This window comes from Spirulina subsalsa PCC 9445 (assembly GCF_000314005.1).
Lineage (GTDB): Bacteria > Cyanobacteriota > Cyanobacteriia > Cyanobacteriales > Spirulinaceae > Spirulina_A > Spirulina_A subsalsa.
In genome coordinates this window covers 1478763-1502995 of the sequence record NZ_JH980292.1, presented here as the reverse complement: position 1 = coordinate 1502995, position 24233 = coordinate 1478763, and the positions used below count along the sequence as shown (strand labels likewise).

Here is a 24233-nt window from a genome sequence, read left to right as displayed (position 1 = left end):
TTCCTAGGTTAGGCACAGGAAAAGCGCAACCCAACAACTCACCGGGATTCGGTATTTCAACCCCACCTTCCCTATAACTATTTATGCGTGATACTTTAAAGCTAAAAATTATTAGTTTTATCCAAGATTCCATTAAGAGTTATTTTGCTAAACGCCAACTCCATAAACCAGTATTTCACGTTTTAGATCATGTCTTTCCCCATGAACGTAGAGTTCATTCCGTTATGAATGGCTTAGTCACCAGTATGGGAACAAGTTTTTGGGAAAAATTGGCTAAATTTCTTGCGCAATCCAATGATTTTGAAACGATTACAGAACCTTTACTCATGCCCGATCCATTTCCGATTACCATGAGGAATAAATTGGGAGAATTAGAAAGCTTACGCAAATCCAGAAATTCTCGTGACTGGGTATCCACCCCTGAATGTATTACAATTTTACGAGATATTGCCCAAACTCTTGATCTCAAGAGATTAAACTTTATAAAACCTCCTTCTGGTCATGGTGTAGATGTTTATTAAAAAAAAAATAACATAGAATACCTCTTTGATTTAAAATCTCCTCAGCCTAATCGAGGAGATGGCAGTCGTTTTAATAAACAACTTCTCGAATGGTATGCCTATAGATTATGCCAAAACCCAGCCATTCAAATACAAGCCCGGATTGTCTTTCCTTATAACCCTTATATTTCTCAAGAATGGTGGTCAGTGAATGGGTCTAAAGTCTCTCCGTTAGAGGAACATCAGGATGTGTGGATTGGCGATGAGTTTTGGGGTTTTTGTTCAGGTCAATCTAACACATGGGAGATTATTCTAGCCGCTTTTATTGAGTTGGGAGAAGATGAGCAATTTATTAAAAAGTATCGCCGATTTTTTAGCCTGAACGATAAAGCAGACAAGTAGAATTTTGGCATTAAATCAGTAAAACCTTTAACAATTCCTTCGCTACAAACTCCACCACAGGCACAGGAACAGCATTTCCAAACTGCTTTTTAGCAACTTCCTCTCTCGGGTGATATTTAAAATCATCCGGGAATCCTTGTAAACGACAAGCGTGTTTTGCCACAATAGGCAGATACTTCCCTTTCCTATAAATCTGTGTTAAAAACGCCCGCTTATAATCCTCTGGATTGTCACCATGAATAGAGCGAGTAGCAATAAAATCCTTTGCACCCGTTGCGGTTAACGTCGGCAGAGTGGTAGAGGTAGGCAGAAAAACACGATAAACCCCATTAATTCCCGACATATTTTTAGAATTAACAAACTCATACTTAGGCTCAACCGTTTTTCTTAATATCTTTTTCTCAACTAACGCCTCCAACTCCTCAACCTTAAGCCCAGAAATCAATTGACTTAAATCATCATAAGACAAAGGATTACCGTCTTTTTCCCCGTACTGCTTACGCCTTCTATTCTTCAAAATCGTTAAACAGATCATTTTCTCTCGCGCCGTAGTTTTAATTAAGTCCCAAGAATGAATCGTGGTGTGTCCATTTCGTAAGTCAGAAAATACAAAAAAATCGTTCAATTCATCATCTTTTTGAAAGCGATTGCGAGAGGGTGGGATAACGCCCCCAAAAAGAATATCTGGATCTAGCTTAACTTTCTCGATAGGTTCTAAATCAAATTGCTTTGGATCTAAAATATCTAAAAGCCTTGGATTGGTTTTTAACGGCGCAGGAAACCGATATTGATCATGCCCCTTAATCCTCTGATGAATCCCCACAATAAACACCCGTTCTCTATTTTGAGGCAGTCCAAAATCATAGGCATTGATAACTTCCCAATATACCCTATAGCCAATTTGCTCAAACTGCTGGATTAAAAATTCCAGATTCTCCCGGTTTTTCGGGCTGGCGAGTCCTCTAACATTTTCAAAAATAAAGCTTTTGGGTTGACTTTTTGCCAGTAAAGAAATCACATTAAACCACAATTTCCCCCTGGGATCATCAAACCCCTTCAACTTCCCCGCAACAGACCAAGGCTGACAAGGGACTCCCCCCACCACTATATCTACACCCGTCGGTAACTGGTCAACTTGGGTAATATCCCCTAAACTAATTTCATCTTGATTTAAATAACTAAGATGATTCGCTTGATAAACTTTTAGAGCTTCTTTGTCAATTTCCGAGTAGGCTAAACAAGAACCCCCTAAGTTGTTTAAAGCAATTCTAAAGCCGCCAATCCCCGCAAACAGATCAATAAAGGTAAATCGTGATGAATGGACGGCTAAATTTAAGGGTAACTGGAGTTGAACTGCCTCTAAAGTCTTCATTATTCAAGGGCGACGCGAATTGATATCTATAGGGGGGTGAACTGTCGTTTTATTTTATTATGTCTATTCTACCTTACTCCTAGAAAGCTAAAGGAGAAACCGGGTTGCGTTCATCCCCTCTTTTTCCCTCAAACCCCTATCAAAAACCCGGTTTCTTTCTGGGTTCATCCTATCCTTCCCCCCCAAACCCTTGTCACAAACTCGGTTTTTCCCTCAACCATCAACCCATCGGGAGCAGGTCAAAACCCGGAATTGTTAACTGTTGGGGCTGGTGCAAGGAAACCGAGACGGGTTGATGTCCGCGCAAAGTGGCAATGGCAGAACGCCCAATATAATACCCCAGATTCACAGGGATAGCATTGCCAATCTGTCTATACTGTTGGGCAACTGTTCCCGCAAATTGCCAAGCATCGGGAAAGGTCTGGATGCGGGCATATTCGCGCACGGTTAACGGTCGAGTTTCTTCTGGGTGACAACGTTCGGTTTGAGTTTGGGAGGGGCTGCAAGTTAACGTTAAAGCGGGTTCATCCCAGGCCAATCTGCGGGCAAAACCTGTCCGTCCCCCGCCTTGAGTGTAACTGTTTTTCATATAGGTTTTTTGCAAGTCTAGGGGCAAATCACGCCAATTTCCTCCCGGTGGTACTTGCTCCATAATCTGCCGTTTTCGTTCGTTATACTGCTGTCCGGGGGAATCAGGACAGTTTTCGAGGGCTTCTCGTAAAGAAATTGAATAACTTTTTTCTTCGGGAAAAATGGGGTGGAGGTTTAAATCTTGACGAGTCGCAATAATAAACAATCGTTCTCGCTTTTGGGGAACATCTAAAAATTGAGCGCGCATGACTTGATAGGTGCTTCGATAACCTAAACTCCCTAACACGGCTAACATGATTTTGAGGGTTTCTCCGCGCTGGTGGGTGAGTAATCCTTTGACATTCTCAGCAATAGCTAGTTTTGGTTGAACTTCCTGTACACACCGGGCAAACTCAAAAAATAAGGTTCCTCGCACGTCTTCTAAACCTCGGCGAAATCCGGCATGGCTAAATGCTTGACAGGGAAATCCACCAGAAACTAGATCAATTTGATGGCGAAAAGGGGAAAAATCGACTTGAGTTATATCTGCTGCGAGAATCGGCCACTGAGGGCGATTTTGTTGGAGAGTTTCAATACAAGTGCGATCGCATTCTAGGAGTAATTCGTGCTGAATCCCTGCATTTTCCATCCCCAAGGCCAATCCCCCCGCCCCCGCAAACAGTTCAATAGCTTTAAAATGAGTTTTATCCTCACTGTGCAAAATACTATAGCGGTTGTCCTGAACTTGACCATTTTTTCGACGATAGAAGGTTTCCAATTCTTCTAGGTTAAAAACTCGCTGGTTTTGTTGATTCAGGTAACTTTTAATCAGTTGTTTTTTCTCCCAACTTAGAACGTCTTGGGGCGTGATTCCTAGGTGATAGGCGACTTGCTCTAAGCTAACTGATTTCATCTCAATTTATGGTTTACAAAACACCATTTTTATGGTAACAATGTTATGCCTTTATGAGTGAGTCTCAGTTAGCGGTTTTCTGGTCGGTAAAGCCTCGCACAACCCAACAGTCGCACACCCCTAAGTTTATTGTATCTTCCCCCAGATGCTCAACAACCCGGTTTCTTGCCCCTCGTTTCCTCGTCAACAGCTATTCCTAGGTTAGGCACAGGGAAAGCGCAACCCAACAACTCACCGGGAAACTGTAGCCACCCTTAAAACGCTATATTATGAATAGGGGAACAGGGGAGCAGGGGGGCAGGGGAGAATTGATAATTATTCCCTATCACCTATTACCTATTACCTATTCCCGATTCCCGACTCCCGATTCCCGACTCCCGACTCCCGATTCCCGATTCCCGACTCCCGACTCCCGACTCCCGACTCCCGACTCCCGACTCCCGACTCCCGACTCCCCGTTCCCTGTTTTTGAAAAAAATGTCACCTCTTCCCGAACAAGGTCAATTGGTTGAAGTCCGAGGACAACGTTATACCGTTAACGCTGTTCAGACTTCGACTTTACCGACGAATGTAGTCCAATCGAAACGCCCACCGACTCATCACTTGATTAGTTTGGCTTCCATTGAAGATGATGCCACGGGTGAACAGTTACAAGTGGTTTGGGAGGTGGAATCGGGGGCTAAGATTTTTGAGGAGCGAGAGTTACCCTATCCTTTCGCCTTGGATGATGCCCAGAGTTTTGAAGCGTTTTTAGATGCGGTGCGCTGGGGGGCGGTGTCAAAAGCAGATCGCCAAGGAGTTCAGTCGCCTTTCCGCAGTGGCATTGATATTGAAGACTATCAACTAGATCCTGTGGTGCGGGCGGTGCAAATGCCGAGGGTGAATTTGTTAATTGCTGATGATGTGGGCTTGGGAAAAACCATTGAGGCGGGCTTAGTGGCGCAGGAGTTGGTGTTACGGCAACGCGCCCACCGGATGTTAATTGTTTGTCCCTCGGCGCTTCAGGTGCAATGGCGGGAGCAAATGCGGGATAAGTTTGGCTTGGATTTTCGCATTGTCAATAGTGATTTAATGCGGGATCTCCGACGGCGGCGGGGATTACATATTAATCCTTGGAGTCATTATCCCCGTTTGATTACGTCGATTGATTATGTTAAACGCGATCGCCCCATGCAGTTACTCCGGGAGTCTTTACCGGGAGAAGAAGAATCCATCTTTCCCCGTCGGATTGATCTGTTGATTGTGGATGAAGCCCATAATATCGCACCGCCGGGGGGGGGACATTATGCGGTGGATTCCTTGAGGACAAAGGTGATCCGGTTTTTGGTGCGCCATTGTGAGCATAAATTATTCCTGTCGGCGACTCCCCATAATGGCTATCGGGAAAGTTTTACCGCCCTGTTGGAGTTACTGGATTCTCAACGGTTTGCTCGGGAAATTGCCCCGGAGCCTAAACAGCTTAATTTAATCATGGTGCGTCGTCTGAAGCGGGACTTACCAAACAAATGGGATGGCTCCCCACGCTTTCCTGAACGTCAGTTAGAGGCGATCGCAGTTCCCTATACCGAAGAGGAACGGGAAGCCAATCGGCAACTGAATGAATACACCCAGTTACGGCGCAAAGGGGCAACGGATCAGTTAGAACAGACGGCGACGGAGTTTGTCTTAAAACTCCTGAAAAAACGCCTGTTTTCCTGTCCCCAAGCCTTTTTAAACACCTTATTAAAACATGAGGAATCGTTCTCTAAGCAGCGACGGAAAAAGTCCCTAATGGTGCCGACGGTGGGCTTGTTGCAACGGAAATTAGAGGATATTGATGAAGAGTTTGCCGATGATGATCTCTATGAAGAATCCACCCTAGAAGCCTTAGATACCAGTAGTTCTCTCTTTCGTCCCCTCACCACTCGGGAGCGGGAACTGCTCAATGGTTTAAAGCAGTGGGCCGAGAAAACCGCTAGAAGCCTTGATAGTAAAGCGGAGCAGCTTTTGCACTGGTTAGATACCTATATCCGACCGGGGGGGCAATGGTCCCAGGAGCGAGTGATTATTTTTACCGAATATCGAGCCACTCAAAAATGGTTAGCGGATTTGTTGCTCAGTCGGGGCATGGGAGAGGAAAATCGCCTGATGGTGTTGTATGGGGGAATGGCCAGTGATGAGCGGGAAAAGGTCAAAGCGGCGTTTCAGGCTCATCCTGATGTGTCCCCCGTGCGAATTCTCTTGGCAACGGATGCGGCTTCTGAGGGGTTGGATCTACAAAACTATTGTTCTCGGTTAATCCATTATGAGATCCCTTGGAATCCTAACCGGATGGAACAGCGCAATGGACGGATTGACCGCCACGGGCAACGAGCCAACGCGGTGAAAATTTATCATTTTGTCGGCCAGGGCTATCAGCAGGGAGTCGCCCAGGGGATGAAACCGGGGGAACTGGAGGGGGATCTAGAATTCCTGATGCGGGCAGCCCAGAAGATTAATAATATTCGGGAGGATTTGGGCAAGGTGGGGCCGGTGATTGCGGCACAGGTGGAGGAGGCGATGTTAGGGCAACGGACGGTTTTAGATACGACTCAAGCGGAATCTGAAGCGGCTCCCCTACGACGACTTTTGAAGTTTGAGCGCAAGGTGAATGAGGAAATCGCCAAACTCAAGGACAAGCTGGAACAAACTCGTCAGGAGTTGCGCTTAGATCCGGCTAATATTCAATCGGTGGTACAGGTGGGGTTAAGACTGGCGAAACAGCCCGCTTTAATCCCGACGGATGAACCCGATGTTTTCCGTTTGCCTGCTTTAACGGGGAGTTGGGCGGTGTGTCAGGAGGGGTTACGCCATCCCCACACGGGGGACATTCGCCCCTTGACCTTTGATCCGGATCGGGCGCGAGGTCAGGATGATGTGGTGTTGGCGCATCTTAACCATCGTTTAGTACAGATGTGTTTACGGTTATTGCGGGCGGAGGTTTGGTCACGGGGGGAACGGAAACGGCTTAATCGGGTGACGGCCTATCAAATCCCCAGTCGTCTAAGTCGGGAGCCGGTGGTGATGGCCTATGGGCGTTTGGTGATTCTGGGTGGGGATCAGGAGCGCTTGAATGAGGAGGTGATTGTGGCGGGGGGGAAACTCTCCGGGGGGCAGTTTAAACGCTTGGGGGTGCTGGAGTTGAATCAGTTAGGGCAGGAGGCGAAACCGGGGGATATTCCGGAGCAGGTGATCGAGAGTTTGCGGGGGCTGTGGGAGCGTTACGCCAAGCCGTTACAGGGCAGTTTAGAGGCCAGGATGCGCGATCGCCAACAATCCCTACAAAAACAGTTAGAGGATCGGTATCAGAAGGAAATCGAGGATATCACGAGCATTCTGGAGCAACTTAAGGCGAGTATCGAGAAAGAGTTATCGGAGGGCGCAAAGCCGCGTCAATTGGAGTTATTTAGCCCTGACGAGCAGAGCCAATATGAACAAAACCGCGAAACCCTGCGCCGTCGTTTGGCGGATATTCCCGCAGAGATTGAACGGGAAACCCAGTTAATCCGCGATCGCTACGCCAATCCTACCCCTCGATTGTTTCCCCTTGCGATCGCCTACCTTATCCCCCCTGCCGCTTATTAGGGCATCAGAGGCCGCTTGAGATTAGAAACCGGGTTTTTGCGCTTAGTGTACCGAGAAAACGAGACAATCAACGCAACCCGGTTTCTCCTTCTTTGGTAAAATGAATGATTCGGAAACCCTAGGAGAACGGAATCAATGAGAATTACACTCAAAAAATTAGGGATTCTAAAACAAGCCGAACTTGAAATAGGGGATCTCACCATTATCTGTGGTGATAACAATACAGGTAAAACCTATGCCACCTATGCCTTATTTGGCTTTCTTTATTCTTGGGAAAAAACGAGGGATCTTGAAATAGACTCCACCATCATAGATCAAGTTTTAAATGAAGGGATCGCCCATATAAACATTATAAGCGACTTTTGGGGCAATTATCAAAACATTTTAAATACAATCTGTCTTGATTATTCAAAAAACTTATCAAGCGTCTTTGCTGCCAGTGAAGATAAATTTAAAAATGCCGACTTTCAAATTTTCCTAGATATTAGCCATCAAGACATTTTAGACATTGAATTAACCAATGAAATCGGCTCATCTACAACCCGATTTTTCTCCGTAATCAAAGAACCGGGAAATTCCGATGTCAGCATTACCTTATTAACCAAGCGGGAAAACGTAAAAATCCCCAGAGACATCATTAAAAAGTTTATTAGTGACTCTCTTAAAGAAATTCTGTTTAAAAAGTACATACCCCGACCTTTTATTGCCAGTGCCGAAAGAACCGGAACAGCTATTTTTCGCCAAGAACTAAACTTTGCCAGAAATCGACTCCTTGAGGAAGTTAATCAAGTTGAAAGGGAAATAGATCGGATTCAACTTCTTTTAAAACAAAACTATAATGACTATGCTCTACCCATTAAAGAAAACGTAGATTTTACCAGAAACATAGAAAGAATTGCCCAGAAAAAAAGTCAAATTATTAAGGATAGTCCCCATCTACTGGAAGAATTTTCCGATATTATTGGCGGACAGTACACTGTCACCCCAAACGGTGAATTGTATTTCATTCCCCAAAATAATAACAAACTCAGATTAACAATGGATGGAAGCTCTAGTGCAGTTCGTTCATTACTCGATATTGGCTTTTATCTAAAACACATTGCCCAAAAAGGTGATATGTTAATGATTGATGAACCAGAACTCAATCTTCATCCTGAAAATCAACGACGCATCGCCCGTTTACTGGCTAAATTAGTCAACTATGGTATTAAGGTTTATATCACGACCCATAGCGATTACATCATTAAAGAATTGAATACCTTAATCATGCTGAACTCTGAAAAAAGCCATATTAAGAAAATTGCGGAAGCGGAAGGGTATCAAAGGGATGAATTACTCAACCCCGAAAGAATTCGCGCTTATGTTGCCAAGATAGACAAAATAAAATTAGACGGCAACAAGACAAAAACTAGCTGTAATACCTTAGTTTCTGCGGAGATTGATCCAGAATTGGGGATTGATATTAAAAGTTTTGATACGGCCATTGAAACCATGAATCGGATTCAAGATGCAATTATCTGGGGAGGTGAAAGTTAGTGTGGGATACAGATTATCGGATCTTATCAGAACTCATTACAGATCAAGCTAGGATTAAACCAGAGATTGGTGATTATGGCAATCTACAAATCACCCTAACAGAAACGAATGAATCCATCAACTATTCAATTTCCTTTCAATCTGTCCCAGAAAATATATTTGTTTTTAAGTCTGATGAATTTCCAGCGCCGAAAACAATTTTCAACGATTCAAAAAATGAGTGTAAACGGGCAGACTATATCATTTTTGTAGAACGTCGGGATGAAAAATATGCTATTTTCCTTGAACTCAAGCTAGGAAATGATACGAATACATCCATTATTGAACAACTAAAAGGCTCTTTAGGGTTATTTGGCTATTGCCGCAAAATTGGTCAAGTCTTCTGGAGTGAAGAAGGTTTTTTAGAGAATTATAGAATCTGCTTTGTTGCCATTAAAAATATTCCTAGTGAACGTATCAAAAAGACCAAACCTAGATATGACAGAAACCAACCACTTTGTCACACTGAAGACATTGCTTTTGCTGTTGCAAATGTGCCTAGAAAAATAGTTATTTTTCGCCATCAAAGTAGAATTTACTTCGAGCAGTTTTTTCAAAAAATTATCCAAGACTGATTAGAAACCGGGTTTTTGCGCTTAGTGTACCGAGAAAACGAGACAATCAACGCAACCCGGTTTCTGGCCACACTGTAGGGGTTTATTACCTCAACCCTCCCAACCCGACAATCAACGCAACAGCGAGGTAAGAAAACCTTCTCTATCGTGGCATTTTTCAGGAATTATTGAGTCGTGTCAGGACTTGTTGGACAAAATAGACAGTCATTACATAAAACCCTAAATCTTGACTGGTTGCGATGAGTTCCATTAAGGTTTGACGACGCTGTTCATTTCGCTGGTTTTGGTACAGCAAGATGCTTTTCCCTTGGGCTAATAACGGAGTCACTTCCCGCAAGATTTGGTAAATAGACTCTGGGAGAACCATTTCTTCCCCATCGAGTCCTACTAACTTCGGGTGAGCTTTTGCTAACAACTGCTCTAAACGAGAAAACTGTTCGGGAGTGTCAGACTCAAATTTTGGAATCTCCTGTCGTCTTTCCGGGTTCATGGTCAAATTGGGTCACTAACTGTAATAAGTGTAACTCAGGTTGGGGAATCAAAGGCCATGACATTAGAAACCAATATTAGAAACCGGGTTTTTGCCAAAGTTTACCGAGAAAACGAAACAACAAACGCAACCCGGTTTCTGGCCACAGTAGGGGTTTATTGCCTAAACTCTCCCAACCCGACAATCAACGCAACCCAGTTTCTGCCCAAAATTAACAACTAAGAAAGACTCAATAGATTTTGAGAATCAAAAACGATATCCTCAGCGTTTATTCCTGCCACAATCAATTGATGAGTTAATCCTTCCTCAAAATTATCTTCTTCAATCAGGACTTTTTGATCCACCAAACGAGCATGAAACAAAATGGTATCAACCCATCGCTACAACTAGAAAATGACCAGAATCTAGATCACATACCGGATAAAGGCGAATCGCTTGGAGTCGGGGCTGAGTGCTAGTAGCTGTTAAAAGCGTTTCTTTGATGATATCGGCATAATTTAATGAGTTATCCATTGAACAATCACCTCCTGACTGGGTTCATAGACTAATAGATTGATTTTATTTCGCTTAATCACCAACTGGAAAATTGGCTTTTGAAAATTAGGTCTTACACCCCAACTGCTCCGCGCTAGAAAATAGGGCTTAGGGGGGGGTTGCTTTTTGACTTTTGAGGTGATATTCTAGACAATGGGAGTGGTACTGCTCATTGATGGGTGCAACTATTCCCATTATGAATAAACTTAACTAAAAATATTCTCCCAAACCCGCCCCATTTTGTCTAGTCCTCTTGGCATTTTTAACAGTTTCTTAACATTAATTCTGAACCTTAAAATTGCTGCTCACCAACGAGAAACCGGGTTTTTGCTAATCTAGAAGTTAATCTCACAGTTCCCCCCAACAGCAAAGCGAAAACCCATGTCTATCGCCCGTCACCATACCGAATGGCTCTCCTTACTGGACATCGTTGGCCCGTTTATCACTATGGAAGTCCTACTGGAAGTCTTCCCCCAAGGGTTGGCCAAACATGACTCCCAACACTTCCCCCTCCTCAAACAAGCCTATCAGGAATGGTTACTCAATCGCCGAGATGAACAAATCCATCGGGTTTGGGTGGAATGGGTGCTAGAAAATACCCTCAACTACCCGGAGGATTGCTTAAGGTCAGGACAGGGCATTCCGGGCTATCTACAAGTGGAATTGAAGGAATACCGCGAAACTCTCAAACCGGATTGGGCGATTATTGCACCGGGAGAAAAGCAAGCTCAGGTATTAGTTCAACTGTATGGCGTACAACAAAAGTTAGAGAGTTCCTGTCCGGGTAAGGTCTGGCAAGGGTCGCCTATGATGCGCATGGTGACGTTATTACAAGGTTCTGGCTGTCCTTTGGGATTAGTCACCAATGGGGAAGCGTGGATGCTTGTCCATGCTTTGCCGGGGGAAGCAGTGACGACGGTGACTTGGTATGGGGAGATTTGGATTGAGGAAAAGATTACTCTACGGGCGTTTCGGGATTTATTGGGGGTAGAACGGTTTTTTGGGGTGGCCCAGGAGGATACTCTCTCTCAGTTGTTTGTCCGCAGTAAGGGACAACAGCAGGAAGTCACGGACCAGCTTGGTTTACAGGTGCGGAAGGCGGTGGAAATTCTCGTCCAAACCATTGACCGTCTCAATGGGGATCTTCAGGGGGAATTGTTGAAAAATATCTCTACAGAGGAACTGTATCAGGCGGCCTGTTTTGTCATGATGCGCTTGGTGTTTCTCCTCTGTGCGGAGGAACGGGGTTTGTTGTTGTTGGGAGATAGTCGCTATGAGGAGTATTACGCTGTCTCTACGTTACAGGAATCTTTGCGGGAGTTGGCGGATCAGTATGGGGAGGAGTTGTTAGAACGTCGTCATGATGCTTGGTGCCGTTTGTTGGCGTTGTTTCGGTCTGTTCATGGGGGGGTTTTCCATGATTTGTTCCGTTTGCCTGCTTATGGGGGGGATTTGTTTGACCCGGATAAGTTTCCTTTTCTAGAGGGACGGTTTGGGGAGCGAGATCATCCGATTGCGGTGGATAATCGGACGGTGCTGCATTTGTTGGAGTCGTTGCAGATTCTGCGGATTCGGGTGCCGGGGGGTGGGGTTGAACCTCGGCGTTTGTCGTTTAAGACCATTGAGGTGGAACAGATTGGTCATGTTTATGAGGGGTTATTAGACCATCAAGCGGTGCGGGCCGAGGTGACGGTGTTGGGGTTAGGGGGGACGAAGAATAAGGAGCCAGAGGTGGCTTTAGAGGAGTTGGAGCGGCTTTTAGCGCTGTCTGAGGGGGATTTGGTGAAGTTTTTGCAACGGGCTACAGGACGCAGTGAGAAGGCGTTGAGGAATGCTTTGGCGAAACCTGTGGAGTTGTCGGCCTTTGAGGAGGATCGGTGTTTGGCTTGTTGTGGCAATTCGCCGGAGTTGTGGGGGCGAATTAAACGGTTTTTTAATGTGGTGCGTTTTGATAGTTATGGGTATCCGGTGATTATTCCGGTGGGGTCGGTGTTTGTGACGGCTGGGACGGATCGGCGGGAGTCGGGAACTCATTATACGCCAAGTCAGTTAACCCAGGAGATTGTGAGGTATGCGCTGGATCCGTTGGTGTATGGGTCGGGAGGGGGGTTGATTTCGCCCCAGGAGATTCTGAATCTGAAGATTTGTGACCCGACTATGGGATCTGGGGCGTTTTTGGTGCAGGTTTGTCGCTATTTGGCGGATCGGTTGGTGGAGTCGTTGGCAGTGTTGGAGGAGAAGAATCCGGAGGTTATTTTTACGATTTTTGGGGAGGAGTCCCGTCCGGCGTTGATGGAGGTTTTGCCGGAGGAGGTGGGGGATTTACGGCGTTTGATGGCGAAGCGGTTGATTGCGGAACGGTGTATTTATGGGGTGGATAAGAATCCGTTGGCGGTGGAGATGGCGAAGTTGTCGTTATGGTTGGAGACGTTGCAAAGGGATAAACCCTTTACGTTTTTGGATCATGCCTTGCGCTGTGGGGATTCGTTGTTAGGTTTATCTCAAGCTATTCAATTTGAACGGTTTCACTTAAATCCTATTAATGACTTTGAAGGAAGATTGATTGCGACCATTTGTAAGCCTTTACTGGAAACAGCTATTCAAGAGCGTTTAGAACTGCGAAACATCAATAGCTTAAATTCTGAATGTGTTCATCAAAAAGAAGAAAAGTTGAAAAAGGCAGATGCTGCACTTCAAATCACAAAAGATATTGCTGATAGTTTATTAGGTGAATTTTTTGCTAAGGCTAACAAGGCAGAAAATTTAAAACTTGTGGAACTAGGTCAAATCATAGAAAGTGCTTTAATACAGGAGGAGTCTGTTAGGGAGAAAAATCTTCAATCTTTACAAAAACAAGCGGAAAGATATCTTAATGCTGATTTATCGGACAAGACTCAGAAACGAACTCCTTTTCATTGGATTTTTGAGTTTCCCGAAGTTTTTTTAGAGATGGAAACTCCGGGTTTTGATGCGGTGGTGGGGAATCCGCCGTTTATGGGGGGACAAAAAATTACGGGGGCTTTGGGTACATCTTATCGGGATTTTATTCAAGAGTTTATCGGCAATAATGTTAAGGGAAGTGCGGATTTAGTGGCGTATTTTTTCCTGAAGGTGGCGAATTTAATTAAACAAAATGGCTGTTTTGGTTTGGTAGCTACAAATACGATTGCTCAAGGGGATACGCGAGAAGTGGGGTTAGATCAACTGGTTAAACAGGGGGTAATTTATCGGGCGGTGCCGAGTCGTCCATGGTCGGGAACGGCGGCGTTAGAGGTGGCTTATGTGTGGTTTAAAAAGGGGCAATGGACAGGGAAATATTATCTGGATGGTAAGGAAGTTAAGGGGATTACGCCCTATTTAACGGAGACGGGGCAAGCAACGGGTACACCCCAAAGGTTAGCGGCCAATCAGAATAAATCTTTTATTGGTTCTTATGTTTTGGGGATGGGTTTTGTGTTAGAACCCGAGGAAGCCCAAGCTTTAATTACTAAAAACCCGAAAAATAAAGATGTGTTGTTTCCCTATCTCAATGGTCAAGATTTAAATACTAATCCTGATCAGGCTCCCTCCCGTTGGATCATTAATTTCTTTGATTGGGCTTTATCTCCAGAAACTGATGATCCGAAAAATCCGAAAGGTGCGCCCTATGCGTCGGATTATCCCGATTGTTTGGATATTATTGAGCGTTTGGTTAAAGAAGAAAGGCAAGGTAAAACTTTTAGTAAAAATGCTCGTGAAAAATGGTGGCTTTATGAAAGATCAAGACCAGAACTTTATGAGGCGATCGCCCCCCTCAACCGAGTTTTAAGTATTCCTCGCGTTAGTAAATTTCTTACCTTGTCTTTTGTTCCAAATACTATTGTTATGAGTGAAGCAACGGTTTGTATTACTTCTGAGCAATATAAAGATTTTTCATTACTTCAAAATTCATTTCATGAATATTGGGCAAGAGAACAAGGATCAAGTCTTGAAACGCGAATGCGCTACACCCCTACAGATTGTTTTGAAACCTTCCCCTTTCCCGACCTCACCCCAGAGATAGAAAAAGACCTAGAAGAAATCGGCGAGAGGTATTACGAACACCGCCAAAAGATCATGACAGAAACCCAACTGGGACTAACGAAAACCTATAACCGTTTCCACGACCCCACAGAAACCGATTCAGCCATTGAAAAACTGCGGAATCTGCACATCGAAATGGATCAAACCGTCGCCAAAGCCTATCACTGGACAGACCTTGATTTAAACCACGACTTCCACGACACCAAACAAGGATTACGATTCACCATTAGCGAAACTGCCCGCCGGGAAATCTTAGATCGGTTGTTACAATTAAATCATGAACGTTACGCGGCCGAAGTTGCCCAAGGACTGCACGACAAAGGGAAGAAAAAGAAGACTCCCGCGAAGAAACGGGGTAAATCCTCATCCCAGAATAACCAACAATTGGGGATTAAATTTTAATCCGTTTCCCTTGTTGGTCATTGAAACCGGGTTTTTGCTTGAGAGAGAAAAGGAACCGATTAAGGCAACCCGGTTTCTGGCTAGGATTAAATCTCTGACAAAACCCCCATTTCTGACCTTAATTAACCTCTGAACGTCCATCCTCAAAAGTCCCATGCTTGAACAACTGCGCCAAGAAATCGAAACCCTTTGCCCAGAAGCCCAAACGCTTCTTTTTGAGTTCATTCAAGTTTTAAAAAATAACGAAATCTTGAAACAAAATAGCCCCAATCTTTCATCTTCCCTTGAAGATCCTAGTCCAACCTTGAAAACAGTCCAACACACTAAACCTGCTGCCCCATTGCCACCCCGAAAAAAAGGGACTGCTAAAGGGAAATTAATTATTCATCAGGACGATAAAGATCACCTAGATTTTTTTGAGGAGTATATGCCCTAATGATGCTCCTTGATACTCATACCTTTCTATGGTTTATTCTGGATGACCCAAAACTCAGTAATCATGCTGACGAACTTATTACCGATTCCACCAATGAAATTCTAGATGAACACCAAGAAACCGGGTTGCGTTCACTGTCTGGTTTTTTCAGTAAACTAAGCGCAAAAACCCGGTTTCTGACCTAGAAATTGAAACCGGGTTTTTGCCAGAGTTGAGAGAGAAAACGAACCGATTAAGGCAACCCGGTTTCTGATCTCCAGTAACCATTGCCAGTCACCGAATTGTTATAATGGAGTCAAGCTCCCAGATGATTTTATACCAGAAGGATTTGCTCAATATTACGCCCCTACCAACCAACCCAAATCATATAAACTTTATGAATCAACATTTCACCCCAAATTCTCCAGATCAATTGATTATGACCTTAAAGGATATCACCGGGCAAAAAACACAAATTTTAGCGATCGCCCAAAAATATGGAGCGAGCAATGTTCGTGTTTTTGGCTCTTTCGTTACGGGAAATGTTACCCCTGACAGCGACATTGATTTTTTGATGGATATTAAACTTGGTCATAGTTTACTAGACCGGATTCAACTCATGCAAGAACTAGAGGATCTGCTGGGTCGAAAAGTCGATATAGCGAAACCTGAAACTCTCCACGAAGAGATTAGAGAACAAGTTATGAAACAGGCGATTTCTTTACAGGAAACAGACTTATCAAATGAGGAAGAACAGCAAAAGCAATTAGAGTTTGAGAAAGCCCGTCAAGATATGCAGCAAGCGTTTAAAGAGGCTGGCATTGAAACCCGTGAGCAAGTCCTAGAATTGGTTCGAGAGGTTAAACAAGAAATGGCTCTAGAACGTTTTGGAGAGCTTTAAGGAGCAATGAAGGGATTTTTAAACATCGTCCATTCTCTCCAACAACAACGCCAATCTCCCCCAGAATCCACCCCACTAGAAAAAAGTCCTCAAGAAATATTAGCAATGCCTCTCACTGAACGTCATCAATACCTAGAACAATTTATCACCGCTATGGTCGAAGATTTCACCCAAGATTCAGAACTCACTGAGTTTAATGTTTTGGATGCAGAGGATTGGGACTAAACGAATGATCAACCCTAAAAGAGGTATTTTTAGATATAAATATGGTGATTAAACTGAACCCTGCAAGAAACCGGGTTGCGTTCACGGTCTGGTTTTTCCAGTAAACTAAGCGCAAAAACCCAGTTTCTGATGTACTTAAACCCTTTGGGCGTATGCAATACGCCCCTACAAGATTTTTTAAACCTAGGAGTGGGTGTCTCGAATCTCTGGCAAAAACCCGGTTTCTGATGTACTTAAACCCTTTGGGCGTATGCAATACGCCCCTACAAGATTTTTTAAACCTAGGAGTGGGTGTCTCGAATCTCTGGCAAAAACCCGGTTTCTGAGGCTATCCCAAACCACTCAGACTTAATTTTTAATCCGTTGACCTTGAAAGTACCATGCTTGAACAACTCCGCCAAGAAATCGAAACCCTTTCCTCCGAGGAACAGGAACGCCTTTTAGTCTTGATTCACGAACTTAAAACAACCTCTAAAACAGCCGATAAAATCCTGAATGAATCCGGTTTTATAGGCTGTTGTTCCCTAGAGGAAGACCTTTCGAGTAACGATAAACAAGCGCCCACCGAGGGATGGACTCAAAAACAGGAACACAAAAGCGGCAGTTTTGCAGAAATTGATCCCAATATTAAAAAGTCCTTTGAGGGGGCTGGAGTCTATACCCGTGAGCAAGTCCTAGAATTAGTTCGAGAGGTTAAACGAGAAATGGCTCTAGAACGTTTTGGAGAGCTTTAAGGAGCAATGAAGGGATTTTTAAATAAAAATATGGTGATCAAACTGAACCCTGCAAGAAACCGGGTTGCGTTCACGGTCTGGTTTTTCCAGTAAACTAAGCGCAAAAACCCGGTTTCTGACCTGAAAATTGAAACCGGGTTTTTTCTAGAGTTGAGAGAGAAAACGAACCGATTAAGGCAACCCGGTTTCTGATCTCCAGTAACCATTGCCAGTCACCGAATTGTTATAATGGAGTCAAGCTCCCAGATGATTTTGTACCAGAAGGATTTGCTCAATATTTGGAATAGTCAAGAGTTTGTTAAACTTCCACCCCTAAAATAATTGCCATAAAATACATGAAACCTCCTCATATCATTTCTGCCAAAGCCATTGATGATCACACATTACTACTCAAATTCTCTAATCAAGATGTCCGAAAATACGATATTTCTCGGCTACTAGAGAAACCCTTATTTTCTTTGCTCAAAAATCCTCAGTTTTTCAGGAATTTTACGATTGAAGTAGGAGGATATGCCTTGATTTGGACGGAGGATATTGATATTAGTGAATATGAGTTGTGGGAAAATGGTACTCCCATCACTGAGGAAGAGATTAACCATAATTCATAGCACTCATTGCCGCCTAACGCACCTTACTGTTACTAGCAAAAACCCGGTTTCTGATGTACTTAAACCCTCTGGGCGTATGCAATACGCCCCTACAAAATTTTTTAAACCTAGGAGTGGGTGTCTCGAATCTCTGACAAAAACCCGGTTTCTGATGTACTTAAACCCTTTGGGCGTATGCAATACGCCCCTACAAAATTTTTTAAACCTAGGAGTGGGTGTCTCGAATCTCTGGCAAAAACCCAGTTTCTGATGTACTTAAACCCTTTGGGCGTATGCAATACGCCCCTACAAGATTTTTTAACCCTCATGTCTCTTGAAGCTGGGTTAGGATTATCCTAGGAGTGGGTATCTCTTTCCGACTCCCTAGGCCGCAAGCATTGCGCCCCTACACCGATTCCCTAACCTCCTATGCAAATCATCGACCTCCCCAGTCATAACCTTGCCCAACTCGACCTTAAGGCGATTAACGCCCAATTGCGGGACGGTAGCGCCCAACTGGATTGGAGTCTGGTGGAAGAGGTCAGCGATGGGGAATTAACCCAACTCTTACGGGGCTTAAACCTCAGTGACCACGGGGCAGCCCTCGGTGAGGACACCCTTTCCCCCCAACTGGTGAACCGGATTATGGTCATTCTGCAACAAAACCCAGACCCAGAACCGGAAACGGCCCCCCTTCTCCAACCAACAGATCAATTTGCCCTGCGGGAAAGACTGGTCAATATGATCTACCAAGACCTGTACGGTCCGGTGGGTGGGGAGTTTGAGGAGGTGGACGAAACCAGTTTGACGGAACGCTATCTGATTGGCGCGATCGCACCCCGACACCGCCACACCCAGGCCGAAGACCCCACAGAAGAAGACCCCGCCCAACAAGACCCCCTAGCCGCCACGGGACAAAAAACCAACGACGACGGCGACACGGAAGAAAACGCCCCCAATAGTAGCCTTTTCCCCTCCTCCCTCGGCATGACCTTCTGTATTGCCGGAGATAGTCAAGAAATCGAAATCAGCGCCCAGTGGGGAAGCTACGACAAAGGCAAAAGTAACGAATACCTGACCAAAGAGGGAAACCCTAAATCCGTCTGGCAGAGAACGCCCCACAGGGGCCGCCGCACCTTTCCCCTGCAAGAAGACCGGAAAACCCCCCTAGAATGGAGTCCCGACCCCAACCTCCCGGAAGTCGTCGTGAGATTGCGTTATCGCCGCTATGAGGAAAATTGGCTTGTCACCGTGTTTCTGGAAAACCTGCAAACCGAACCCCGCCAAAACCGCGAAAAAAGCTGGATTTTCCAACCGGAAATCATCGTACAACACCCGGATAAACGCCCCATCTTTATCCGTAAACCCCTGAGCATTAACAGCAAACTAGATATTACAATCCGGGCGGAACAGGAATCTCTCCAACTGCTCTATCGTAACCTCGTTGAATTTGCCGTTGGTCATAACACCAGCATCCACACCGACGTAGACCCCCAAAACCCCCAACAAGCCCACTCCGTCCGAACTAGCCTCATCCCCCGTTACCTCGTCCCCAGCACCGCCCCCCCCGATGCCCGGGAGATTCCCGCCCTAGCGGGGTTAGAGTTGGACATGAAAGCCCTGGCCAGCGCCCCCCCAGAAACCCTCCCCGGAATGCTCACCCCCCTAACGAGGGCTTATGAACAATGGCTAGAGGAGCAAACTAACAGTATCCCCCATCTGCCCCCTGTCCCCCACTTTTTTCAGGATACTGCCCGCCGCAACCTGAAAAAATGTCGCCATGCCCTAGAACGGATTCAAGGGGGAATCGACCTGCTCACAAGGGATTCCCAAGCCCTGCAAGCCTTTCAATTCATGAATCAGGCCATGACCTACCAACGGATTCGGGGCATCTACGCCGAACAGAAGCGACAAGGCCATAAGACGATTTCCCCCGAAGCCCTCGACGAACCGAAAAATCACAGTTGGCGCACCTTCCAACTGGCCTTTATCCTGCTCAATCTCCCCGGTCTAACGGATCTTGATCATAGCGACCGACGGATTGGAGGGATTTGTGATCTCCTGTGGTTTCCCACTGGGGGGGGCAAAACCGAGGCCTATTTAGGATTAACGGCCTATACCTTGGCGCTGCGCAGACTGCAAGGGGTGGTGAATGGCTATGACGGCCATTATGGGGTAGCGGTACTGATGCGCTATACCCTGCGCCTGTTGACCCTCCAGCAATTCCAACGGGCGACAACCCTCATTTGTGCCTGTGAAGCCATCCGCCAGGAGAATCCAGAGATTTGGGGGTCTGAACCTTTCCGGATTGGGCTGTGGGTGGGGAACAAAAGCACTCCCAACTGGACGAAGCAAAGCGAGGAAGTGATTAAACAGGAACGGGGTCAAAACTATAGCGGCAACATCGGGACTCCCCATCAACTGACGAATTGCCCTTGGTGTGGTAGTGAGATTAACTCCGGCAAACATATTGACGTGCGGACGTTTGAAAAGGATATTGGCCGAACTCTGGTGTTTTGTGGGGATTCACTCGGTCAATGCCTCTTCAGTCGCCGTCAAGCCCCCGATGAAGGCTTACCCGTGGTGGTAGTGGATGAGGAAATCTACCGTCGTTTACCCGCCCTCGTCATTGCCACGGTGGATAAATTCGCCCAAATGCCCTGGAATGGAAAAACCCAAATGCTCTTTGGGAAAGTGAATGGATACTGTACCCGGCATGGCTTCCGTTGTCCTGACTTGGAAGATAGCGATCGCCACCCCGCCAAAGGCAAACTCCCCGCCGCCCACACCCGCGCCCAACTGCCCCTACGTCCCCCCGATTTAATTATCCAAGACGAATTACACCTGATTAGTGGTCCCCTGGGGAGTCTCGTGGGTCTGTATGAAACGGCCGTTGATGAACTCTGCACGTGGGACGCAGGGAACGGGAATCAACACAAAGTACGCCCCAAAGTCATCGCTTCTACGGCCACGATTCGCCAAGCCCAAAATCAAGTTCATAACCTGTTTCTGCGCAAGGTGAGCATTTTTCCGCCCCAAGCCATTGACATTGAGGACAACTTCTTTTCTCGCCAACGTCCTAAGAGTGTCGAACACCCCGGACGGTTATATTTAGGCATTTGCGCCCCCGGTCGTCGTCTGAAGGCGGCGGTCATTCGGGTTTATTTGGCGGCTCTGGCGGCGGGACAACAACTGCTAGAGGAGGGTTATGATGCAGATCCTTGGATGACTTTGGTAGGCTATTTTAATTCTCTGCGGGAGTTAGGGGGAACTCGTCGCTTGGTGGATGATGATATTAGTACCCGTCTTTTTATGATGGATAAGCGGGGTTTAGCGAAACGCACGATTCGCAAGGTGGAAGAGTTAACCTCTCGTAAAAGCTCGACGGATATTCCCAAAATTCTGGATGCTCTGGAGTGCAAGTTTGAGCGGCAAGAGGCAAAAGGCAAAAAGCAAGAGGGAATCATGCTTAATTCCCCGACTCCCGACTCCCGACTCCCGACTCCCGAAACCTCCCCGACTCCCGATTCCCGACTGCCGAAAAAGGAGGGGAATCCGAAGGGGAAAAAGGGGGCTAAATATCCCCTTGATGTGATCCTAGCGACTAACATGATTTCCGTGGGGGTGGATGTGAAACGTTTGGGCTTAATGGTTGCCTGTGGACAGCCTAAAAACACGGCGGAGTATATCCAAGCCACCTCACGGGTGGGGCGTAATAGTCCGGGATTGGTTCTCACGATCTATAACTGGGCCAGACCAAGGGATTTATCCCATTATGAGCGCTTTGAGCATTACCACGGGACGTTCTATCAGCACGTCGAACCCCTCTCGGTGACTCCGGCCTCCTCGGGAGCCTTGCAACGGGGACTAGCGGCCTTGTTGGTGTCTTTGGTGCGTCTGTCGGGGTTTGAGTTTAATTCCCAAGATGGGGCGGCTAAGGTGACGGAGGAAAGGAGCGAATATTTTGAGATTACTAACAGTGTAGATGCGATCGCCAACCGAATAGTCGAGATTTTCCAAGATGCCAGCAAGGAGCCAGAGATTCGAGAGCGTTTGAGGGGTTTAATCGAAGCTTGGAAAGACCGCGCCAAACCGGATGAAGCGGGGTCTAAACTCCAGTACAGAGCCTCTCAAAGGGGGGGTACAACAATTTCCCTCCTCCATGACCTAGGACAAAAACCTAATGATGAATTTGCCTGCTTAAACTCCCTGCGCAATGTAGAACCCGCTTCTCCCTTAATTCTCAACAGTCAGCCCCCGGACGATGAGCAAGACCGTCAACTGGAACCGTTTTTCCAGTAAATGCCAATCCCCCCGTTCCCTATTCCCTATTCCCTATTCCCTCTCCCCCTCTCCCCCTCCCCCCCCGTTCCCTGTTCCCTGTTCCCTGTTCCCTAAAAAAAATGAATAAATACCCCGTTGGAGAACTGCGCCCGAGTCAAATTATGTTTAGTTATGGGATTGGTGCGATCGCAGACCTGCCCAATCTCGCCGCCCTAGTCATGGGACTAGACGAATGGCGACAGGAAGGCACCGTCGAAATTGCCGAAGAGCGCCTCTTACTCGCCGTCCAAAAACAACTCGGCCAACAAGTGCAAAAACTCCTGAGTCTACCCATCCCCCCAGAGGAAAACAATGATTCACTCCTCGGTGTTCCCGTGGCCCCCTTCCCCACCTGGATGGTCTGCCCCCGATGTAAACTCCTCGCCCCTGTATCCTCCGAAATCTTTCAACTCAACAATCGCCGCAATCGTTCCTCCGAATTACACTACCATCACCCCAATTGTCCTAAAAGCCGAAAATATCCCCCAAAAGTGATTCCTGTCCGCTTTATGGTCGCCTGTGAAAAAGGACACCTCGATGATTTTCCTTGGCGTTATTTTGTCCACGGCGGAACCAGTGACTGCAACGGCTCCTTACGCCTCCTAGAGACGAATGTCTCCGGCTCCGTGACAGATATTCTGGTTTGCTGTGATGAATGCGGAGCAAAACGCCCCCTAGCCCAGGCCTTTGGCATTCCTGGCAAGCAGAATATGCCCAAGTGTCGCGGTCGTCATCCCCATCTGCGCTCCTTTGATGATGATTGCAATCAACAAATGAAAACCCTATTACTCGGAGCATCCAATAGCTGGTTTTCCCTCAATCTCTCCGCCCTCTCCATCCCCACCACAGCCGGAAAATTAGAAGAATTAATCAGGGAAAATTGGGTCGCCCTCAAAAATGCCCAAACCCTTGATAATTTAGAGCTACTGCTACAGACCCTTTTCAGCATGGGACAACTGCAAAGCCTGATGAAATATCCCAGCGCAGAGATTTGGGCAACCCTCGAAAAGATTCGCCAAAATACCAGTGAAAACGATCCCAGCAACCTCAAAGATCCCGAATGGCAGGCCTTTATTGCCGTTGAACAGGAAGTGAATATCGGCAAAGATTGGCACCTAGTCCCCACCACTCCCCCCCCCGACTTCCGGGACAAACTCGAAAAAGTGATTCTGGTGCAAAAACTGCGAGAAGTCCGGGCATTAATGGGTTTTACCCGCATTCAATCCCCCGGTGATTTTAGTGATACAGGGGACGTTCCCGACGATTTCAAAGCCCGTCTGAGTCGGCAACCTCCTAAATGGGTTCCCGCTATGGAAGTGAGAGGAGAGGGCATTTTTATTCAATTTAATGAAACCGCCCTCCAGACTTGGGAACAACAGCCCTTGATCCGCAAACATTACAACAAAGTCAAACAAGCCCATAAAAATTGGCTCAATCAGCGTAACCCCGATTTAGTCGATAAAATTCCCTGCCCATCTATGCGCTATCTGCTCCTACATTCCTTTGCCCATGCGCTCATGCGTCAGTTTGCCCTAGAATGTGGCTACAATGCGGCGAGTTTAAGGGAGCGGATTTATGCCCAAATGGCAACCGAAACGCCGGAAAAAAAAGATGCCCAAGCCGGGGTTTTAATCTATACAGCCGCCCCCGATAGCGAGGGGACCCTAGGGGGACTGGTTTACCTGGGCGAATCCCAACGGTTGAACTATCATTTAAACCAAGCCTTTGAATATATTCGCATCTGTGCTTCAGATCCCCTCTGTTCTGACCATAACCCAGACGGCGACGGCTCCATTCACTGGGCGGCCTGTCATGCCTGTTTGTTCTCTCCAGAAACCTCCTGTGAGCGAGGAAATAAATATTTAGATCGGACGTTGCTCATTCCCACCCTTGCCCAAGACCTAGAAAAACAAAAATATGCCTTTTTTCAATAAGTTAGGGCGTAATGGGAAGTGCTTTCTATACCGAAATATAGCGAGTCTTATCTTCCCTCCCTAGGCAGAAGTCCTAGTTCCTAAGACCCAAATTTTCTCTTGCAACACAGCCCTTT

General features: G+C 46.2%; 18 protein-coding genes and 1 pseudogene. 14 read left to right on the top strand and 5 right to left on the bottom strand.

Annotation, left to right across the window (positions count from 1 at the left end; translation table 11 throughout):
* The first annotated feature begins 83 nt into the window (after positions 1 to 83).
* Positions 84 to 521 (top strand): hypothetical protein, encoded by a 438-nt coding sequence (locus SPI9445_RS31050; protein WP_017304027.1) that lies wholly within the window; start codon positions 84 to 86, stop codon positions 519 to 521.
* A 12-nt stretch (positions 522 to 533) separates the two neighbouring features.
* On the top strand, positions 534 to 902 hold the full coding sequence (locus SPI9445_RS31045) for a TdeIII family type II restriction endonuclease (protein ID WP_202803785.1): 369 nt from the start codon (positions 534 to 536) through the stop codon (positions 900 to 902).
* Positions 903 to 912: 10 nt separating this feature from the next.
* Here SPI9445_RS31045 and SPI9445_RS0107005 read toward each other — a convergent pair whose 3' ends face one another.
* The 3 genes from SPI9445_RS0107005 to SPI9445_RS30370 form a co-directional block, all read right to left on the bottom strand.
* Positions 913 to 2274 carry a DNA cytosine methyltransferase gene (locus SPI9445_RS0107005; RefSeq protein ID WP_017304024.1) on the bottom strand — a complete coding sequence of 454 codons (1362 nt, stop codon included), beginning with the start codon at positions 2272 to 2274 and terminating at the stop codon, positions 913 to 915.
* Between the two features lie 220 nt (positions 2275 to 2494).
* Positions 2495 to 3757, bottom strand: coding sequence for a DNA cytosine methyltransferase (locus SPI9445_RS0107000; RefSeq protein ID WP_017304023.1), 1263 nt, complete (start codon positions 3755 to 3757; stop codon positions 2495 to 2497).
* A 343-nt stretch (positions 3758 to 4100) separates the two neighbouring features.
* Positions 4101 to 4241 carry a hypothetical protein gene (locus SPI9445_RS30370; protein ID WP_017304022.1) on the bottom strand — a complete coding sequence of 47 codons (141 nt, stop codon included), beginning with the start codon at positions 4239 to 4241 and terminating at the stop codon, positions 4101 to 4103.
* Between SPI9445_RS30370 and drmD the strand changes: the two genes are divergently transcribed.
* The 3 genes from drmD to SPI9445_RS0106980 all read left to right on the top strand — a co-directional run bounded on the left by drmD (position 4235) and on the right by SPI9445_RS0106980 (position 9510).
* On the top strand, positions 4235 to 7360 hold the full coding sequence (drmD, locus tag SPI9445_RS0106990) for a DISARM system SNF2-like helicase DrmD (protein WP_017304021.1): 3126 nt from the start codon (positions 4235 to 4237) through the stop codon (positions 7358 to 7360). The two genes, SPI9445_RS30370 and drmD, sit on opposite strands and share 7 nt — an antisense overlap.
* A 135-nt stretch (positions 7361 to 7495) precedes the next feature.
* Positions 7496 to 8896 (top strand): AAA family ATPase, encoded by a 1401-nt coding sequence (locus SPI9445_RS0106985; protein WP_017304020.1) that lies wholly within the window; start codon positions 7496 to 7498, stop codon positions 8894 to 8896.
* On the top strand, positions 8896 to 9510 hold the full coding sequence (locus tag SPI9445_RS0106980; RefSeq protein ID WP_017304019.1) for a hypothetical protein: 615 nt from the start codon (positions 8896 to 8898) through the stop codon (positions 9508 to 9510). The genes SPI9445_RS0106985 and SPI9445_RS0106980 overlap by 1 nt, the downstream gene beginning before the upstream one ends.
* Positions 9511 to 9667: 157 nt before the next feature.
* Here the strand turns inward: SPI9445_RS0106980 and SPI9445_RS0106975 are convergent, their stop codons facing one another.
* Complete coding sequence (locus SPI9445_RS0106975; protein ID WP_017304018.1) at positions 9668 to 10000, bottom strand: hypothetical protein; 333 nt, start codon at positions 9998 to 10000, stop codon at positions 9668 to 9670.
* 218 nt (positions 10001 to 10218) lie between these two features.
* Positions 10219 to 10513 (bottom strand): annotated as a pseudogene (locus SPI9445_RS31985) (element excision factor XisI family protein).
* A 402-nt stretch (positions 10514 to 10915) separates the two neighbouring features.
* Here SPI9445_RS31985 and SPI9445_RS0106960 point away from each other — a divergent pair.
* From SPI9445_RS0106960 to drmB, 9 genes are all read left to right on the top strand, one after another.
* A complete protein-coding gene (locus SPI9445_RS0106960; protein WP_033373981.1) occupies positions 10916 to 14998 on the top strand; it encodes an Eco57I restriction-modification methylase domain-containing protein in 4083 nt (1360 codons plus the stop codon).
* A 154-nt stretch (positions 14999 to 15152) separates the two neighbouring features.
* The gene (locus SPI9445_RS0106955) at positions 15153 to 15434 is read left to right on the top strand and encodes a hypothetical protein (RefSeq protein WP_017304014.1); all 282 of its coding nucleotides are present in this window, start codon (positions 15153 to 15155) and stop codon (positions 15432 to 15434) included.
* Complete coding sequence (locus SPI9445_RS0106950) at positions 15434 to 15619, top strand: PIN domain-containing protein (RefSeq protein WP_017304013.1); 186 nt, start codon at positions 15434 to 15436, stop codon at positions 15617 to 15619. The genes SPI9445_RS0106955 and SPI9445_RS0106950 overlap by 1 nt, the downstream gene beginning before the upstream one ends.
* A 191-nt stretch (positions 15620 to 15810) precedes the next feature.
* Complete coding sequence (locus SPI9445_RS28280; protein WP_237747936.1) at positions 15811 to 16314, top strand: nucleotidyltransferase family protein; 504 nt, start codon at positions 15811 to 15813, stop codon at positions 16312 to 16314.
* A 6-nt stretch (positions 16315 to 16320) separates the two neighbouring features.
* The gene (locus SPI9445_RS24660) at positions 16321 to 16539 is read left to right on the top strand and encodes a hypothetical protein (protein WP_017304011.1); all 219 of its coding nucleotides are present in this window, start codon (positions 16321 to 16323) and stop codon (positions 16537 to 16539) included.
* A 380-nt stretch (positions 16540 to 16919) separates the two neighbouring features.
* Positions 16920 to 17273 carry a hypothetical protein gene (locus tag SPI9445_RS30875; protein ID WP_017304010.1) on the top strand — a complete coding sequence of 118 codons (354 nt, stop codon included), beginning with the start codon at positions 16920 to 16922 and terminating at the stop codon, positions 17271 to 17273.
* 335 nt (positions 17274 to 17608) lie between these two features.
* Positions 17609 to 17881, top strand: a complete 273-nt coding sequence (locus SPI9445_RS0106930) for a DUF2442 domain-containing protein (RefSeq protein ID WP_017304009.1) — start codon at positions 17609 to 17611, stop codon at positions 17879 to 17881.
* Positions 17882 to 18289: 408 nt separating this feature from the next.
* Positions 18290 to 22162 (top strand): DISARM system helicase DrmA, encoded by a 3873-nt coding sequence (gene drmA, locus SPI9445_RS0106925; RefSeq protein WP_017304008.1) that lies wholly within the window; start codon positions 18290 to 18292, stop codon positions 22160 to 22162.
* Positions 22163 to 22263: 101 nt separating this feature from the next.
* Positions 22264 to 24117, top strand: a complete 1854-nt coding sequence (drmB, locus tag SPI9445_RS0106915; protein WP_017304006.1) for a DUF1998 domain-containing protein — start codon at positions 22264 to 22266, stop codon at positions 24115 to 24117.
* The last annotated feature ends 116 nt before the right edge of the window (positions 24118 to 24233 follow it).